The organism is Pedobacter sp. KACC 23697, from assembly GCF_045348445.1.
Lineage (GTDB): Bacteria > Bacteroidota > Bacteroidia > Sphingobacteriales > Sphingobacteriaceae > Pedobacter.
Map to the genome: position 1 here is coordinate 2,431,978 of NZ_CP157485.1, position 18,875 is coordinate 2,450,852.

The following is an 18,875-nucleotide window of genomic DNA, read 5'->3' on the forward strand; positions in this document are numbered from 1 at the left end:
TCATTTCGAGCGGAGTGCAACGCAGCCGAGAAATCTATATAGTGAAGTTTCTTGCGAGTAGATCTCTCCATTTCACTGCGTTTCATCCAATAGCTATCGGATCGAGATGACGACTTTTTTTTTGAAATCAGATACAGCAGCGTTTGGGTTATGATACTCCCGCTCCCGCTTCTGCCAATTTGAAGAAAATTGGCATCCCGCTTCGATCGGGTTTAGATGGCACAACCAGTTGAACTATTAGGGGCTGCAAAGTGCAAAAGAATTATTTTAGACAGCATGTTATTCAACTGTAAATAGCAGGTGAAAAGAATTATTTAAACCTCATTGAAGTGAAAAGCCCGCAGCGTTGGACTTGTAACGGAAAGCAGGACTAGCATTAAAAAGAGTCACTGTAATTGTTTTCCAAAAAACAAGAGGGCTTAGCATTATGCTTTGAAGAATGTGGCACAAAAAAAGAGAAACCGTTAGTAATTTCTCTTTTTCAAAATATTTTAAAATGATGCTTATGCTTCTACCGGATGTTCTTTAGCGGCCAGGTATCTTTCTGCATCAAGCGCAGCCATACAACCTGAACCTGCAGCGGTTACCGCTTGTCTGTAATACATATCCTGCACATCTCCACAGGCAAAAACACCTTCGATATTGGTCAAGGTAGAACCTGGTTTAGTGGTTAAATAACCGGTTTCATCCATATCCAACTGTCCTTTAAAAATATCAGTGTTCGGTTTATGACCAATAGCTACAAAGAAACCTTCAACAGCGATATCAGATTCTACACCTGTTTTATTATTTAAAACTTTAACAGCAGTTACATTTTTACCGTTACCTAAAATTTCCTGCGTTTCGGTATTGTAATGTACTATGATATTTGGCGTAGCTAACACACGGCTAACCATGGCTTTAGAAGCCCTGAATTCATCACGGCGAACCAACAAATGCACTGTTTTACAAAGTTTAGCTAAGTAAGTTGCTTCCTCGGCAGCGGTATCGCCGGCACCTACAATGGCCACATCCTGACCTTTAAAAAAGAAACCATCGCAAACGGCACAGGCAGAAACACCAAAGCCATTATATTGTTGCTCACTAGGCAGACCCAACCATTTTGCAGTAGCCCCTGTTGCAATAATTACGGTATCGGCAGTAATGGTTTTAATTTCATCGACTACCACTTTATGAGGGTTTGAAGAAAAATCTACCGAGCTTACATAACCGAAACGGATATCGGTACCAAAACGTTCTGCCTGCTTGCGAAAATCTTCCATCATTTCCGGTCCCATAATTCCTTGTGGGTAGCCAGGGAAATTTTCCACATCTGTAGTTTGTGTAAGCTGTCCGCCAGCCTGCATGCCCGTATACATGATTGGTTTTAAATCAGCTCTGGCGGCATAAATTGCAGCAGTATAACCTGCAGGACCTGAACCTATAATTAAACACTGAACGTGTTCGTTTTCTTGTGACATTATATAATAAGTTTGAAATTCATTAATCGTAGTGCAAATTTAATGCTTTAAATAATTGTTAACAAGCGCACATTGTCAACATAGTTTACTTATTAACATGCCAGATTTTTAGCATGGAGCAAGGGGCATAGTAGCTTGGTTTTACACAATGAAATAAATCGCCCAGCTTTGTGTTTCTCTGCGCCTTTTCTTTGCGCTCTTTGTGGTTAAAAAAGTCGATCATGAACTAAGTCTGTATCACCCCAACACTAAACTTTTTGGTAATCGGTGATTGATTGGCGGCCTCAATACCCATCGAAATTACCTTTCTGGTTTCGAGTGGATCGATAATCCCATCAACCCAAAGTCGTGAAGCAGCATAATAAGGGGTAGTTTGGCTATCATATTTATCGGTAATTTCTTTTAGCAGTTCAGCCTGTTTTTCGGGGGTAATCACCTCCCCTTTAGCTTTTAATGATGCTTCCTGAATTTGCAGCAGGGTTTTAGCAGCCTGTGAGCCACCCATAACAGCAATTTTTGCTGTAGGCCAGGCATAGATCAATCTTGGATCGTAAGCCTTACCGCACATGGCATAATTACCGGCACCATAAGAATTACCTAATACGATTGTAAACTTAGGCACTACCGAATTGGCAACGGCATTAACCATTTTGGCCCCGTCTTTGATAATACCACCGTGTTCAGAGCGACTGCCAACCATAAAACCGGTCACATCCTGCAGAAAAACCAAAGGAATTTTTTTCTGGTTGCAATTCATGATAAAACGGCTGGCCTTATCGGCACTATCCGAATAAATTACCCCACCAAACTGCATCTCCCCTTTTTTCGATTTGACTACTTTACGCTGATTAGCGACGATACCTACGGCCCAGCCGTCAATACGGCCTAAACCACAAACAATACTCTGTCCGTAACCTTTTTTATATTCTTCAAATTCAGAACCATCGACCAAACGGTTAATGATATCCATCATTTCGTAAGGTTTATCTCGGTTTTCGGGAAAAATACCATACAAGTCCTCTTCTTTTTCTTTTGGCTTAACCGCAGCAATACGATCGAAACCAGCATTCTGAGGAGCCCCCAGCATACTCATGATGTTTTTGATGCTATCTAAACAGGCCTGATCGTTAGGATGTTTATAATCGGTAACACCGGATATTTCGCAATGTGTGGTTGCACCGCCTAAAGTTTCATTATCCACTTCTTCTCCTATGGCCGATTTAACCAGATAAGACCCCGCTAGAAAAACAGAACCCGTTTTATCCACAATCATGGCTTCATCGCTCATAATAGGTAAATAGGCACCTCCTGCAACACAAGCGCCCATAATGGCCGAAATCTGTACAATCCCATCTGAAGACATGATGGCATTATTGCGGAACATTCTGCCAAAATGTTCTTTATCAGGAAAAATTTCATCCTGCATGGGCAGGTAAACACCAGCACTGTCAACCAAATAAATTACCGGCAAGCGGTTTTCCATGGCAATTTCCTGTGCCCGGAGGTTCTTTTTGGCTGTCATCGGGAACCAGGCGCCTGCTTTTACGGTCGCATCGTTAGCCACAATCATACATTGCCGGCCACTTACATAACCCATACCACACACTACCCCAGCTGAAGGGCATCCCCCCTGCTCGGCATACATACCATCAGCCGTAAAGGCGCCAACTTCTAAAAAGTCAGAATCTTTATCAATTAAATATTCAATCCGCTCACGTGCCAGCAGCTTACCTTTTTCTTTTTGTTTTGCAGCATTTTTTTCACCGCCACCCAGGTATACTTTTTTGAGTCTGGTTTTCAGTTCGTAAACCAACTGCTTGTTTACATCCTCGTTTTTATTGAATTCGATATTCATGGAGGCAATTTAAATTTAATTTTATAAAAACAGTATTGACCAAAATGGTTTCTGGTCTACAGATAGGCTTAACCACAAAGAACGCTAGTTTTTTAACCACAAAATTCTCAGAGGAAAAGTACGGCGGGGCACAGCGTTAGATGGAGTCAAACATATCCATGTTTCCATACTTGCGTGGATTTTTTAACCGCAAAGTGCGTTAAGTATTTCAAACACAGAGATCACAAAGTTGGGTTTAGCATCTCCGTATTTGCTGTGCTTCTATGACTAACTAATTGGTGGCAAGAAAATTAATACTTTCTCTGTGTCCTCTGTGTAAAACTCCGTGAACGCTGTGGTTAATTTTTATCTTGGCTCTCTTGATAAACTACTCCATCAATTTTTATTTTTTGGTATTGATCAGCCCAGCCTTTACCTCTTATATATTTCACCAGCGTGGGATGACCTTTTAAATTGGGATGGTAAACAGGATCAAACGAAAAAGTGATTTCACGATCTGATTTTTGAACAACAGTTACTTCATTATCATTTTCATCTTTTTCGCCCGTAGTGAAAAACTTATCGCCTTTCTTTGCAGAAAAATCAGCTCTGGTATATGTTTTCAAAGGACTATCGGGATAGCCCTCAATCAATTTATGATGCTCGTCTATCCTCAAATAAACCGTACTACTTGCATCGCCACCTACCAAAGAATAGAACTTGTAAAAAAGCTTCTTATTAATCCGAACGGTATCTTGAATTTCGGTATAGGATTGCGCATTCATATACCATAAATTACCAATCTGCATCGGTAAAAATGAATCGGCTGCCAAATGCTGATCCTTCTTGATTTGGCAAGACAGGATAAACGGGATAACTAAAATAAAGCTTAAGAATTTATTGTTTTTGATCATGAGCGAATTTATTTCCTATTTAAACTATAAATATAAACAATCCGCTACATTGTAAATAATTAATTTACAAAATGATACAAGAAAACTACTTCTCCGCTAAATGCAGGTTTTTTCTGATCTTCGATTTCCATTTCGATAGCCATATTAACTTTGGTTACACCACGGAGGTTAATAATTGAAGCCAGTTTAGCCTTTAACCTTACCTTACTGTTTACCGTTACGGCTTGTGCAAATCTTAAACTTTCTATCCCGTAATTGATCTCCATTTTTAGGTTTTGAATATCAACAATTTCTTTCCATAGATATGGGATTAATGAAAGCGTCAAATAACCGTGCGCTATAGTTGCCTTAAAAGGGCCTTCATTTTGAGCCCTTTCTTCATCAGTATGAATCCACTGATGATCAAGTGTGGCATCGGCAAATTTGTTAATCTGTTCTTGTGTAATGGTATGCCACGAAGAAACGCCTAATTCTTTGCCCAGGTATTGTTCAAATTCTGAGTGCGAGGTAATAATTTGCATTTGGTATATTTTTTTTGGCGCCAAGTGTTTTGCGTATGGCGGATTAATATTGATTAGTGTTAGTTGATGCTTATTACTTAATACTTTTTCTAACTCAAATTTCTGTCTCTAAACCAGACCTCGTCCGGAATAGCCGAAAAATCATGCATTTTATTTATTAAAGTTTTGGCATCTGCTTCATTGAATACTAAATCGCGATTGGCCGGTTTCAAAAATTTATTTTGCACCATCATATCCATTTGGGCGAATAAAGGATCGTAAAAACCACCAACATTTAATACACCGATTGGTTTATTGTGCAGACCGAGCTGAAGCCAGGTTAACACTTCAAAAAATTCCTCCAATGTACCAAAGCCGCCGGGTAAGATCACAAAACCATCGCTCAGATCGGCCATTTTCTGTTTTCGCTGATGCATATTTTCGGTAACAACCATTTCTGTTAAACCTTGGTGCCCAACTTCTTTATCCATTAAAAACTGGGGAATTACACCCGTAACCAAACCACCTAAATCCAGCACATCGTTAGCGAGCACTCCCATTACACCAACACTTCCACCCCCATAAACCAGTCTGATCTCCTGCTTTACAAGTGTTTCTGCCAATTTGTTTATTGCATCACGTAACTTTGCATCGCCATTAAAATTTGAGCCGCAGTATACACAAACCGAAGAAAGCTTATTCATTGAATTAAAAATTTAACGAAGTTAAGATTTTATCGGCTTTCTATAAATTTTTATTCTGCACAATGCTGTTACTGGACTTATTGCGCATAAAACCTGCAAAACTCAATCGAATGATTTCTCCATCCAAGAACCACTTAACTTGTTGAATAAACCTGGATAGAAAGGAAAAACCGGAGCGAAGTGAGGATTTCAGGAATAGCAAGAACTGACTTTAAGATGCCCCCTGTCATTGCTTTTAAAACCATATTAACACTTAAAATATTTAAACGTTTCCTGTTCCAAGAAAAAGGAGCGGCATTATGCCACTCCCGCTAACCAAATATAAGAGAGAAAAGATGAATTTAGCTATTAGAAAGCATAACGGATGGTTGCCCCATAAGTTCTTGGATCACCCAATACACCTGCGTATAAACCAGAGTTGCCTGCTGCAGCCTGTAATTGCTCATAATAATTCTTGTTAGCAATATTTCTGCTCCAAACAAACAAGGAGAACTTATCTGATTTGAATCCTAACCTGGCATTAAATAAGGCATAACCTTTAACAATCAATACGCTTGACGGTGTAGGATTTGAAGAGTATTCTGAACGGTAACTGGCGTCACCGGCAATGAAATACCGTCCCGTTCTGGTGGCCAGATTGCCGGGCGTACTCAATTCTGAACCACCAGAGATATTCCATTTGGAAATACCCGGTAACCTACCGCCCGATGCATCTTTAAATGCCACCTGGGTAGCCACGCCATTGATCAGTTCGGTGTGCCCGGTTTCTTCTAAAGGAAGTGGTGCATTTGTAAATTTCACATACTTGCCATCAAGATATGCCAAAGCCGCATTTAACGTTAAAAACCGCTCCAACTGGTAAGTGCCGTCTATTTCCAATCCTTTTACCCTTACTTTTTCAGCATTGGCCAAATAACCTCTGTTTACACCGAGCTGTGGCGATTGCACATTGGTCTGGTAATCTTTAATATCTGTATTAAACAAACTAATATTTACTATGGCACCTTTAATTGGCTTCGTTTTAGCACCTAACTCATAATGCTGAACGTATTCGGGTTTAACAATCGCTACCGATAAATCGGCTGCACCAGTTGAGGTGGTTGGCAAACCGCCTACGTTAACCCCTACCGGTTTATAAGCGGTAGAGAAAGTTCCATAAACATTTAAGTTATGGGTTGGACGGTAAGAAACGGTAAAGTTACCTGATAAATTGTTGTTATCTACCTTTGTGGTGAACTGCTGATTGGCATAAACAGCTGCTTTAAGCGCCAATAATGCCGCATCAGTGGTTTGTAAACCGCCATACGTTACCCGATCATAATCCACATCCTTCTTATCATAGGTATACCTTAAGCCTGGTAATACATGCAGATTTTTTAAAACTTCCCAATCAACCTGTGCAAAAACAGCCGCACTTAACGATTTAATGGTAGAGTTGGTTTTAATTCCAAAACCATCCAGTAAACCCGGAGTAGAATATAAGGCCTGGCTTCCGGTATTGCTGGTTTGTACAAAACGCCATTGATCTTTACCTACCTCTTCTGTTTGTGCCAAACCTTTTAAATTCTGACCCAGGAAATAAACCCCCACTACCCCACTTAATTTTTCAGTAATATTTCCTGCATACCTAACTTCCTGCGAGTACTGATCATGTCGTGAGGTACCCTGCGATTTGGTTAGTGCCGCCAATTCTGAGAAATCCCGGTCATTTGTTGGATCCCAGTTCCAGAATCTCCAGGCCGTAGTTGAAGTAAGCGTTCCGTTACCGATTTTATAATCTACATTTAATGAGATTCCTCCTATTGATTGGTTGTGCCTCCATGGCGTATTGGTATTGATTTCTCTTGAAAAAGGATCTATTTTAGGTTGCTGATAACCTAAATCAGAAACAATTTTAGCGTACTGGCGGTATGCACTTCTTTCGGTTGTGGTAACACCGGCGATTACCAATGGGTAACCTGCCGGATGCTGAATACTCACATCACCGCTTAACAAAACCTGTAATTTTTCTGATGGGGTATAATACAACTGACTTTTAAACCCCAGGTTGTTTTGCCCGCTGTACCTGCGCTCTTCTCTGGTATTCCAGATGGTACCATCACGTTGGGTACCTGAAAGGGAAATTTTTGCAGCAAGATCTTTAGCCAGTGCCCCGGAAACTGATGTTTTGGCCTGAATAAAATTATAATTCCCCGCGCTTAATTCTATTTTTGCGCCAGGTGTTAAAGTTGGCTTGCTCGTAGTAATATTAAAGGCACCAGCCGTTGTATTTTTACCAAATAGGGTGCCTTGCGGGCCACGCAAAATTTCGATCTGATCAATATCAAGAAAATCGGTAGAGGTAGCCGCCGGACGGGCGTGATAAACGCCGTCAACATAAAAACCCACCCCGGGATCGATACCATCGTTGGTTAAACCAAAAGTAGAACCCAAACCCCTGATGTTTAAAGTAGTATTTCTGGCATTAGAAGCATACAGCTGTACCGAAGGCACCAGTTCTTTTAAACGGTTAACGTTAAAAGCACCAGCATTTTCTGCTGAACGGCCACCAATAACCGTAATTGGAATGGGAACATCCTGTAATACCTCTGAACGCCTTCTGGAGGTGACCACAATTTCATCGAGCAATGCGTTTTCTACCAAAACCAGTTCTATCGGCGTATCCTGAAGTTTTAGTATCTGAAAATCCTGTGGTTTATAGCCTACAGAGCTTACCTGCAGGTAAAAGGGTGTTTCTTGTTTCACGTTCATGCTAAAAGCACCGTTTTCATCAGCTACTACTGCTTGGTTTGTGCCCCGTACCTTGATGGTTGCATTCGGGATTGTAGTGCCACTGGTTGTTTTAACTACGCCGGTTACCGGACTTTGGGCAAAAGCAAATCCTGCTGAAAGTAAAAATGTAAAGAGAAAAAGTAAAGTTTTGTTCATGATTATGTTGATGGTTTATTTAAATGCTGCTGATTAATGACCCGTTGGATAGTATCCGATTAATGTTTTAGAATGGCTATAACAACAATACGAGCGCGTTTTTTGAATTGTTTTCATAATTATCATATAAATCCTATAGATTTAGTCGACAAATATATTAAAAAATATCAGCTGCCAAATTTTATTTTGTGATTTTTAATAAAATTGGACTCAGACCTTAAGGTTTTAAAAACCTATAAGGTCCGATAACGGAAAACCTCGCAGGTTTTAAAAACCTGCGAGGTTTGAATCAAATCAAAACGGGGCTATCGTAAACCGATGCCCCGTTTTGATTTTATTTGGAAAGATTGGGGAAATACCTTCAACCTCCTTACGTCTTACTCTTACCTTCTGCCTTAAACCCTATCTGGTATAATTAGGCGCTTCTTTGGTAATGGTGATATCATGCGGGTGACTTTCGCGCATACCCGCAGCTGTAATCTGTACAAATTGTGCTTCCTGTAAGGCTTCAATGTTGGCTGCTCCACAATAGCCCATACTGGCACGCAAACCGCCAATGTATTGGTACATGACCTCTGCCAAGGTACCTTTAAATGGTACGCGACCAACAATACCTTCAGGAACGAGCTTTTTAATATCGTCTTCCACATCCTGGAAATAACGGTCTTTAGAACCTTGCTCCATCGCTTCGATCGAACCCATTCCTCGGTACGATTTAAATTTACGTCCTTCGTAAATAATGGTTTCACCTGGCGATTCTTCAACTCCTGCAAATAAAGAACCTGCCATTACGGTGCTTGCGCCTGAAGCAATTGCTTTGGCAATATCGCCGGTATGTTTAATACCACCGTCTGCGATAACCGGTACACCAGTACCTTTTAATGCTTTGGCACATTCGTAAACAGCATATAGCTGGGGAACCCCAACACCGGCAATAATCCTGGTGGTACAGATAGAACCCGGACCAATACCTACTTTAACAGCATCAGCACCGGCGTCTGCCAAAAATTTCGCAGCTGCACCGGTAGCAATATTACCAACAATAACCTGTAAATCAGGATATTTTGCTTTAACTTCCTTTAATTTATCTACTACACCTTTGGTATGGCCATGGGCGGTATCAATGGTAATTACATCAACACCGGCATGAACTAAAGCATCAACGCGTTGTAAAGTATCGGCAGTTACCCCTACCGCTGCCCCTACCCTTAAACGGCCATGTTCATCTTTACAGGCTACGGGGTAATTTTTAACTTTTGAAATATCTTTAAAGGTAATTAAGCCACTCAGGTAACCATCTTTGCTCACCACAGGAAGTTTCTCTATTTTATGATTCTGAAGAATCTCTTCGGCCTGAACCAAAGTAGTTCCTTCTGGTGCAATGATTAAATTATCTTTAGTCATCACCTCAGAAATTGGTCTTTTCATATCCTTCTGAAAACGCAAATCCCTGTTGGTAATAATCCCAACCAGTTTGTTATCGCTACTTACAACAGGAATACCACCAATTTTATGCTCCTTCATAATCTTGAAAGCATCAGCAACCACAGCTGTTTCCAGTAAGGTTACAGGATCTTTGATCATACCACTTTCCGAACGCTTAACCTTACGTACTTCGGCAGCCTGTCTGTCTATCGTCATGTTTTTATGTAACATACCAATACCACCATTCTGCGCAATGGCAATGGCTAGCTCGGCTTCGGTTACGGTATCCATCGCAGCAGAAATCAATGGAACATTAAGTTTGATTTTTTTTGTTAAAAAAGTGGCAGTATTTACTTCACGGGGCAGAATTTCAGAATATGCGGGCACCAATAGTACATCATCATACGTTAAACCTGTGGCAATAAACTTTGTGGAATCGAGTTGCATAGCAAATAAATTAGGATTTATTATTTGCCAGGCAAAGATACGAAAATCGAGTGAAAATAAAAGCATAAAGTTAAAAATGCTTAAATATTGAGCTTTCCTGACAATTGCAATGACATAGAAATGATGAGGTTCATGAAAATTGGGTTATAGTTATATTAAACTTATCACTTAAATTTGACCAGGCACAGATTTATCCACCAGAAAAACATGATAAATAGGTAGTTTTTTACTAAAAGATTGACCAGGCGGATAAACAAAAAGCTGTTTTGACTAAAACATTATAAATTCGTATATGATTACTGAAAACCAATATTTTGATGGCAACGTTAAATCGCTGGGCTATGAAACTGCTGATGGAAAATCTACTATCGGCATTATCAATCCGGGAGAATATACCTTTGGTACAGCTCAAAAAGAAATGATGCATGTTATAGAAGGCGAATTAGCAGCCTTACTTTCCGAAGCTACAGGATGGCAAATCATTAAAGCAGGCAGCACATTCGAAGTTCCTGCAAATTCATCCTTCAAGGTAAAAACCACTGTGCAAACGGCATATTTATGCCAGTATAGATAGTTAATAGAAGAATATTAACCGAAAAAGGCGTCATCTCTACAGATTTAGCTTCGCTGAGCACGCTGTGGTTCCCGACTTCGCTGCACCCGATAGCCTGCTATCGGGTCTGCTCGAAATGACGGCCTCCGGACACTTACTTCTTCCCAATCACTACTTCTGTAAAATTTTCTGTAGTCAGGTATTTATTAGCTAATGCCAATAACTCTGCTGAAGTGATGGTCTTCACTTTTTCAATATATTTGGTGTAATAATCGTAATCCAGTCCCGAAAAATAAATATTTTTAAATTTATCGGCATGCGAAAAAACATTCTCCAAACTGCCTAACATCGATCCAAGCATGTAGTTCCTAACCAGGTTCAGTTCTTCTTCCCCTACCGGCTCATTTTTCAATAACCCGATCTCTTTATAAATTTCAGTTAGCGCAGCCGAACATACATCGGCACCAACTTCGGTAGCGATAAAAAAATAACCCGCCTGCAGCAGCGAAGAAATGCCAGAGCCAATGCCATAGGTATACCCTTTATCTTCGCGGATGTTGTTCATTAAACGCGAACCAAAATATCCGCCTAAAATTGTATTCAGAACCTGAAGTCCACAAAAATCTTCATGTTTACGGTTGATGGCCAATTGGCCTATACGGATAGCCGATTGCAATGCATCCGGCTTTTCGGTATAAACCGTCTTTTTTTCGGTGACCTTAAAACTGAAACTATTCTTTAACGCATTACTTTTTTGCCAATTGTTGCCAAAAACATCGTTCAAAAGATTGAATCCACCATCATCAAACTTACCTGATATCACGATGGTGCAATTATTCGGAGTATAAGCAGCCTTAAAATAATCAACCAGATCTTCACGTTTTAAGGCATCGTAATGTTCTGCCTGGATGTTTACACCATAAGCGGTATCACCAAACAACGCATGGGCAAATTCCTTTCTCGAAAGGATATCATTTTTCTTCAGGTTAACCTGTAGCTTTTGCTTCTGGTTTTGGATATAGATGTCTAGTTCGTGCTGTGGAAACTGACTTTCTGATAAAACATTTTTCACAATCGGTAATACCGAATGCAGATGTTTATTTAGCGTATACATTGTAACAGAAGATTGATCCTGTATATATTCCGTTTGAAAAAATGCACCATAAAAATCAATTTTTTCTGCTATTTCTTTGGCTGATAATTTATTTGTTCCGTTATTGATTAATGCGCTTACTGCAATAGCCTGTAGTGGTTTATCGAGTTTCCAGTTTACGTTATCAAAAATAAATTCGATTCGCACCAGATCCTGTTCTCCGGAATAAATGGTATAAACGGGTACTCCATTATCCAATACTTTTTTTTCTGGCCGGATAAAGTTTATGGTAGATACCTGCTTAAAATCAGGTGCCTGTTGTCTGTTAAGCATTTTCTTCAGTTAAGTAATATAAAGTAGATGATGATTTAGGGTTAAAAGTTTCGTTAGATATCCTTTGGATGTCTTCTGCCTCCACTTTTAAAAACTCTTCGGTTTCTTGGTTCAATATAGCAGCATCGCCCAACAGCTCGTAATAAGCCAGGTTCATTGCCTTATCCAGCAGACTCATCTCAGAAAAAACAAGCACAGATTCTACCTTATTCTTCACTTTGGTTAACTCAGTTTCAGAAACCAGTTCGGTTTTTAACTTTTCAAGTTCGGCCCAGATCGCTTTTTCTGCCGCTTCGATGCTTATACCTTCGACCAATTTACCTTCAACAATAAATAAACCGGGATCCAAACTGCTCGAAATGTAGGCATTAATATCGCTAAAAAGTTGTTGCTCTTTTAACAGGCTGTTATATAAACGCGAAGACTGCCCGCGGGATAAAATATCCGAAAGTAAATCAAAGGCGTAATAATCCTGACTTAATCGTCCTGGCATTTTAAAAGCCATATAAATTGCATTCAAAGGTACGTTAGCCTTAACTGTTTCATTTCTGGCTTCGGTCTGCTGATCCTCCTGAACTAAATTCCGTTTATATTTCTCACCTGCAGGGATTGGCTCGAACCATTTTTCGGCCATTTTTTTCACATCAGCTGTTTTCACATTTCCACCAACAACCAAAATTGCATTTTGCGGCGTGTAGTGTTTCTTAAAAAATGATTTCACATCATCCATTGTTGCATTTTCGATATGCGAAAGCTCTTTCCCTATAGTTGCCCATTGATAAGCATGCTTCTTATAAGCCAACGGACGCAGTTTTAACCAAACATCACCATAAGGCTGATTAAGATAACGCTGTTTAAATTCCTCACTTACCACATTACGCTGTGTATCTAAGCTTTTTTCAGAAAAAGCCAGGCTCAGCATCCTATCGCTCTCCAACCAAAAAGCAGTTTCGATATTCTCGGCCGGCAGCGTAATGTAATAATTGGTAATATCATTACTTGTAAAAGCGTTATTTTCTCCTCCTACCCGTTGCAAAGGTTCGTCGTAACTGGGAATGTTTACTGATCCGCCAAACATAAGATGTTCAAACAGGTGTGCAAAACCCGTTTTTTCAGGGTCCTCATCACGGGCACCTACATCATATAAAATATTTAAAACTGCCATTGGAGTTGTGGTATCTTCGTGTACCAAAACTTTTAACCCATTGGCCAGTGTAAAACGATTAAAATCTACCATAAGTGACAAATATAAACGAATTGTTGAATAGCCAAATTGTTTAATCAATTAATCCGGCAAACTGACAGTTAATTTTTAAGAAAATTAAAAATTAACAGCATTTGTAATTTCTTTATTACATCTAATTATATACTTTTATAAAAAATTATAAAAAATATATGCTCACGTATACTATAATATCACTAGTTTTAGTAGCAACAAGTCTTTTTTTACTCAATTTTAGACGAGATAGCCAATGGCGTAAAAACAACAATGATACGTTTAGTTTTATTATTTCGCTGATTTCCACTTTTACAGGATTATTTATTGCCCTGTCTGTAAATACTTTTTTAGATAACATAGACAAAAAGAATAACCTGATCAAGCTACTAAATACAACCAATCTGGCTATAGAAAACTGCCAGATGAAAACTAAGGGAATGTATTTAAATACTTCAAATTCCGGATTGAACTTAACCGAAACCTTAAAGAAAACACCAGTTGAACTGCCAAAATTATACCCGCAACTCGCCACAAATAATCTGGTTAACGATTACTTTACACCGAATGCTTTTCAGGCCTACATTGTTTGCATCGATAATATGGAAACCTTTGTTAAAAACCTTGGCAATACCGAACAAAACAATAATGGAACGAAAATTGAAGTTCTTAACCGATATTTGAAATATTTAGAATTTGCTAAAAGCATTAATAATTTAGAGATTGAAAGACTTGGTGGAGGCATCACAGAGGAACAGGAAACCAGTTCGTTAAAAAAAATAGTTGATCAATTTACTACCTCAAAATAACATGAAAAATATAATTCTAATCTGTCTGCTCACGTTCAGCTTAGCAGCCTGCAACACAGCTACAAAAAAGGAAGAAAAAATTGACTTTACAAAATCTTATGAAACTGCGGCCCTCGCACTTACTGATGCCCAGTTAAATTATGATGCAGCCGTTGCAAGTAAGGATACCGCAAGAATAGCTGCTGCAAAGATCCAGTTGGAAACAGCCAAAACAAATTATTTAAACAGTAAAAACAATTATACCGCAAATGGTGGCATTGTAAAGCAAGAAGATGATCAACTGCTTGCCAAAGCAAATACTGCTTTGGGTAAACCAGCTAAGGATACGACCACTTTAGCAGCTGCAGCCGAGAAGTTTATAGATAGTACTAAAGTTAATGCCGATAAAAAAGCAAAACAGGTTATCGGCGCTATTGCGACTGGTGAAAATAAGGTCAAACAAGTTTCTGATGCAGTTGCTGCTGGCCAAAATACAGTTAAAAATAATGTTATCAAGGCTAATGAAGGTTTAAAAAAAGTTAACGACAGCACAAAAAAACGTTTAGAAGAGATTAAAAAGCAGGGAAATGACTTGCTAAACCTCTTTAAACGCAAAACAGATACAACAAAAAATAATTAGGCACCACTGTTTTTTTATAAAACTGTGATTATAGTGATACTTATTTCGAGTATTTTTGTTTCATGAATACAGCCAATTTACTGCAACGGGCACTACATTTCGATTTTTTAACCCAAGAAGAAGGTGTATACTTATACCACCATGCCGATACTGCATCATTGATGTTTGTAGCCAATGAGCTTAGAAAAATCCAAGTGCCCAGCGGCAAAGTAACCTGGCAGATTGACCGTAATGTAAATACCACCAATGTTTGTATTGCGAATTGTAAATTTTGCAATTTCTTCCGCAGGCCTGGCCACGAGGAAAGTTATATTACCGACATAGAGACCTATAAAGTTAAAATTGAAGAAACTTTCCGCTTAGGTGGCGATCAGTTATTATTGCAGGGCGGTCACCATCCTGATTTGGGTCTGGCTTTTTACGCCGATTTATTCAAAAAATTAAAAGAATTATACCCTGATTTAAAACTTCATGCATTAGGTCCACCAGAAATTGCGCACGTAGCCAAGCTGGAAGGAATCTCGCATACTGAGGTATTAAAAACACTAAAAGAGGCCGGAATGGACTCGCTTCCTGGTGCTGGTGCTGAAATATTAAACGATCGTGTGAGGCGTTTGATCTCTAAAGGTAAATGTGGTGGACAAGAATGGCTTGATGTAATGCGTGCCTGTCACCAATTGGATATCACAACCTCTGCAACCATGATGTTCGGCCATGTAGAAACCATTGAAGAGCGTTTTGAACATCTGGTATGGATCCGTCAGGTACAAAGCGAAAAACCTGCCGACGCCAATGGATTTCTGGCCTTTATTCCATGGCCTTTCCAGGATGATGGCACATTATTAAAAAGGCTCCGTGGAATCAGCAATACGGTAACTGCTGATGAATATATCCGTATGATTGCCCTGAGCCGTATCATGTTGCCAAATATCAAAAACATCCAGGCCAGTTGGTTAACCGTTGGAAAAACGACTGCCCAATTGTGTTTACATGCAGGTGCAAATGATTTCGGATCGATCATGATTGAAGAAAACGTGGTATCTGCCGCCGGTGCGCCACACCGTTTTACCGCCAATGGTATCCAGCAATCCATCAAAGCTGCTGGTTTTGAGCCACAGTTACGCGGTCAAAAGTACAATTACAGGGATCTGCCAGAGCATTTAGAAGAGCAGGTGATTACTTATTAAAAATGATGTAAGGTTAGGTGGGAAATGGTGGATTGCAAGATTCAACTTTCTATGATCAATAGCATTAATTTTAATGAGATTCTGGTGTGGCATTTCTAATTTCACATCAATCTTAAATCTCGAAAACGCTGATAAAACAAAGGGAAGTAAAACTAAAGTTTTACCTCCCCTACCTTAAACGAAACATTACCTAATCAATAATGTCAATATTTTGGTGTGTTATGATAACTTTTTACCTGGCTGTAAAAACAGGTTAGCAATTGTTACCACACTAGCCTTATCTAAAGGTTCATCAAAACTTTCTACAGCTGCTGCTTTGGTTATACCTGAAAAACCACCAATACCCACAATATTTGCCCCAGCCTGTACGGTTAAATCTTCACCAGCATATACAGCATCAACAGCTGCAACACCTGAATCATTTGCCTGACCGGAAGCACCAAGGCTAACCCAAGGTTTAAAAACGGTAGAACCTGCAGCGGTACGCATTTGACGGATGTGTGAGGCATGGCGTGCTTCAACAGAGTGGATCTGAAGAGCGGTTTGCAATACGCCCGGAGTAGCCATTAAATTGGCTGCCTGGCCTTTATATGCCCTAACACCTGTGTCTTCAAAACCCTGTGCTACTGCTAAAAAGGTGTTATAATCAGAATATACTGTAGAAAATGTTCCACCAGCTCTAAAATCGGTATCCGCATAGGCAATTGGTGTACGTGCTGAACTCCCCAAAGCTCCTACCAACAAATCTACGTGCGCTTTTTCATGATCACGAATAGTGGTGATGGCAGCCTGGCTGGCTGCATTAGGAAATGTAAATGTAACATCGGTCACATTGTTGTTAGTAGTACCATCTTGATTTTTCTTTGTTATACCAACAATAGTGTGATTGTAAAAATGATATTCTAAATACTCTAATGCCAATGCGAAGTTTAACACATCTACAACGCCTGACGGTAAAGCAGTTTGTCCGTATGCTTTCTGAAACATAGAACCCAAAGCCAGTGGCATAGCAGCCAATGAGATTTTTTTACCGATGTTGAAAAAGCTTTTCATCGCAGCTCTTCTCGGGTTTAAACGCTCATAAACCTCACCATCAACTTTTTCAATTTCTTCTAATATATTTACGATATTCATGATTTCTAGTTTAAAGTTTTAAAGATTGATTACATTAATTTTAGTTTTGATGTATTTCGAAGCAGCAGCCAAAACCTTATCCGGCGTTAATGCCGCATCTAAGCCACCTGAATTATTGGCACCCAATGAGGTAAGGCTATTCAGATCTGCAAATGATCCATTTGAAATGATATCACGAACATAAGCAGCGTGACGGGCCTCAACTGAAACAATTTTACCTGCCAATAATAAGTAAGCGCCGGTTTTTAGTCTTGGACCAGCACCATTGTAGGCAGCAACACCTAAGTCTTCAAAAGCCATCGCAGTAGCTAGAACGCTTGCTTCGCTGGTAAAATCAATTGAAGAAAAATCAACTTCTAAACTTCCTATTGCAGCTGTACCAAGAGCAGCTTTAAAAAACTCTCTGTGCGCTATCTCATGAAACTGAATATCCTGGAAATACGCTTTTTTTGCAGCAGCATTCGTTCCTGTAAATTGAGTATTGCTATTAGCAACCTTAATGTAAAATGCAGCTTCCAATTGCTCTAAAGCATAGGCGTAGTTTAATACCCCGAAATCATCTTTAAAATCCAGTGTTGCGCCATTCATTGTTGGGTTATCGTAACCGCGATCTTTGCTACAACCCGCAGCAACTAAAGCGATACCTGCAGCACCTGCACCTGCATATTGCAGAAAAGATCTTCTGCCCACAGTTTTGTCAAACAAACTTTTTTCCTGAAGCTCGCTTTTTGTTTCTAGTTCATTGTTTTTCATAGTCATCTATGTTTTAGTGGTTTTGAATACGTTTGATGATACATACGTGACAATTTGTATACTGGTTTTTTCAATTTGCATTTTTTTTTATAAGACCATTTTAATACATTCACCAACCTGTAACTATGACTACATTAAAGGCCATTATTGTTGATGATGAGGAGTTTGCACGATCGTCACTATTTTTTTTACTGCAGCAGAATTGCCAACAGGTAGAAATTACCGGTATTGCAAGATCTGTAGCCGAGGCGAAAGATATTTTGGCTCATCACCCTATTGATCTGATCTTTCTGGATATTGCCATGCCCGGAGGAAATGGCTTCGAATTGATTCCTGATGCACAAAAACACCATGCTGCTGTTATATTTACTACAGCCTACGATCAATATGCACTAAAAGCGATAAAAGCAAATGCGCTGGATTACCTGTTAAAGCCAATTGATATTGATGAACTTAAAATAGCTGTAGACAAAGTTTCCCAGCACATCAAATTATTTAAAAGCCAGAACGAAAATGATGAAAGAATCAATAATCTGGCTTCCAGTTTAAGTTCGAAATCAGAGATTAAGAAACTTACCCTTCCTTACGGACAGGGTTTTAAGATGATAGATATTGATGATATTATCTATATTGAAGCCGATAGTAATTATTCTATTGTACACTTAAACAACCACGAAAAAATTACCGTTTCTAAAGTTTTAAGGGAGTTTGAAGAACTCTTGCCAACTGATCAGTTTGTCAGGATCCACAAATCAAGCATTATTAACCTCAACCATTTAAAGGAATATAATTCTAAGAACGGCCTACAGGTTTTTCTCAAAAACGGCGAAATCATCAACATTTCCAGGAGAAGGGCAAGCGATTTCTTTGAAAAAATAAAATTATTTACAAAAGCAAACAGTGATCATTAGACAGCAGATAAAAGTGAAATCATTAGTGCCAAAAGCTATTGTGAGGTCCAGCTTC

General features: G+C 39.3%; 16 protein-coding genes. 5 read left to right on the top strand and 11 right to left on the bottom strand.

Annotated elements, in window-relative coordinates; genetic code table 11:
* Positions 1–503 precede the first annotated feature (503 nt).
* From trxB to guaB, 7 genes are all read right to left on the bottom strand, one after another.
* Entirely contained in the window at positions 504–1,460 is a 957-nt protein-coding gene (gene trxB, locus ABEG20_RS09590) for a thioredoxin-disulfide reductase (RefSeq protein ID WP_406827151.1), read from the bottom strand.
* A gap of 226 nt (positions 1,461–1,686) precedes the next feature.
* The gene (locus ABEG20_RS09595) at positions 1,687–3,315 is read right to left on the bottom strand and encodes an acyl-CoA carboxylase subunit beta (protein WP_406827152.1); all 1,629 of its coding nucleotides are present in this window, start codon (positions 3,313–3,315) and stop codon (positions 1,687–1,689) included.
* Between the two features lie 338 nt (positions 3,316–3,653).
* Positions 3,654–4,208, bottom strand: a complete 555-nt coding sequence (locus ABEG20_RS09600; RefSeq protein ID WP_406827153.1) for a hypothetical protein — start codon at positions 4,206–4,208, stop codon at positions 3,654–3,656.
* Positions 4,209–4,267: 59 nt separating this feature from the next.
* Positions 4,268–4,729, bottom strand: a complete 462-nt coding sequence (locus tag ABEG20_RS09605) for a MaoC family dehydratase (protein WP_406827154.1) — start codon at positions 4,727–4,729, stop codon at positions 4,268–4,270.
* A gap of 89 nt (positions 4,730–4,818) precedes the next feature.
* Positions 4,819–5,412 (bottom strand): TIGR00730 family Rossman fold protein, encoded by a 594-nt coding sequence (locus ABEG20_RS09610; RefSeq protein WP_406827155.1) that lies wholly within the window; start codon positions 5,410–5,412, stop codon positions 4,819–4,821.
* A gap of 348 nt (positions 5,413–5,760) precedes the next feature.
* On the bottom strand, positions 5,761–8,340 hold the full coding sequence (locus tag ABEG20_RS09615; protein WP_406827156.1) for a TonB-dependent receptor: 2,580 nt from the start codon (positions 8,338–8,340) through the stop codon (positions 5,761–5,763).
* A gap of 402 nt (positions 8,341–8,742) precedes the next feature.
* A complete protein-coding gene (guaB, locus tag ABEG20_RS09620) occupies positions 8,743–10,212 on the bottom strand; it encodes an IMP dehydrogenase (RefSeq protein ID WP_406827157.1) in 1,470 nt (489 codons plus the stop codon).
* A gap of 292 nt (positions 10,213–10,504) precedes the next feature.
* Here guaB and ABEG20_RS09625 point away from each other — a divergent pair, with 292 nt between their 5' ends.
* Complete coding sequence (locus ABEG20_RS09625) at positions 10,505–10,786, top strand: pyrimidine/purine nucleoside phosphorylase (protein WP_406827158.1); 282 nt, start codon at positions 10,505–10,507, stop codon at positions 10,784–10,786.
* 133 nt (positions 10,787–10,919) lie between these two features.
* Here the strand turns inward: ABEG20_RS09625 and ABEG20_RS09630 are convergent, their stop codons facing one another.
* Together ABEG20_RS09630 and ABEG20_RS09635 are read right to left on the bottom strand one after the other, a co-directional pair.
* The gene (locus ABEG20_RS09630) at positions 10,920–12,191 is read right to left on the bottom strand and encodes a M16 family metallopeptidase (protein WP_406827159.1); all 1,272 of its coding nucleotides are present in this window, start codon (positions 12,189–12,191) and stop codon (positions 10,920–10,922) included.
* Positions 12,184–13,428, bottom strand: coding sequence for a M16 family metallopeptidase (locus tag ABEG20_RS09635; RefSeq protein ID WP_406827160.1), 1,245 nt, complete (start codon positions 13,426–13,428; stop codon positions 12,184–12,186). Before ABEG20_RS09635 ends, ABEG20_RS09630 begins: the two co-directional genes overlap by 8 nt.
* Positions 13,429–13,586: 158 nt before the next feature.
* On the opposite strand from ABEG20_RS09635, the gene ABEG20_RS09640 reads away from it, so the two are divergent.
* The 3 genes from ABEG20_RS09640 to ABEG20_RS09650 all read left to right on the top strand — a co-directional run bounded on the left by ABEG20_RS09640 (position 13,587) and on the right by ABEG20_RS09650 (position 16,022).
* Positions 13,587–14,216 (top strand): hypothetical protein, encoded by a 630-nt coding sequence (locus tag ABEG20_RS09640; protein ID WP_406827161.1) that lies wholly within the window; start codon positions 13,587–13,589, stop codon positions 14,214–14,216.
* A 1-nt stretch (position 14,217) separates the two neighbouring features.
* Positions 14,218–14,835, top strand: a complete 618-nt coding sequence (locus ABEG20_RS09645; RefSeq protein WP_406827162.1) for a hypothetical protein — start codon at positions 14,218–14,220, stop codon at positions 14,833–14,835.
* Positions 14,836–14,897: 62 nt separating this feature from the next.
* Complete coding sequence (locus ABEG20_RS09650) at positions 14,898–16,022, top strand: CofH family radical SAM protein (protein WP_406827163.1); 1,125 nt, start codon at positions 14,898–14,900, stop codon at positions 16,020–16,022.
* A 219-nt stretch (positions 16,023–16,241) separates the two neighbouring features.
* Here ABEG20_RS09650 and ABEG20_RS09655 read toward each other — a convergent pair whose 3' ends face one another.
* Complete coding sequence (locus ABEG20_RS09655) at positions 16,242–17,156, bottom strand: ferritin-like domain-containing protein (RefSeq protein ID WP_406827164.1); 915 nt, start codon at positions 17,154–17,156, stop codon at positions 16,242–16,244.
* Between the two features lie 18 nt (positions 17,157–17,174).
* Positions 17,175–17,909 (bottom strand): ferritin-like domain-containing protein, encoded by a 735-nt coding sequence (locus ABEG20_RS09660; protein ID WP_406827165.1) that lies wholly within the window; start codon positions 17,907–17,909, stop codon positions 17,175–17,177.
* 125 nt (positions 17,910–18,034) lie between these two features.
* Between ABEG20_RS09660 and ABEG20_RS09665 the strand changes: the two genes are divergently transcribed.
* Positions 18,035–18,820 (top strand): LytR/AlgR family response regulator transcription factor, encoded by a 786-nt coding sequence (locus tag ABEG20_RS09665; RefSeq protein WP_406827166.1) that lies wholly within the window; start codon positions 18,035–18,037, stop codon positions 18,818–18,820.
* The last annotated feature ends 55 nt before the right edge of the window (positions 18,821–18,875 follow it).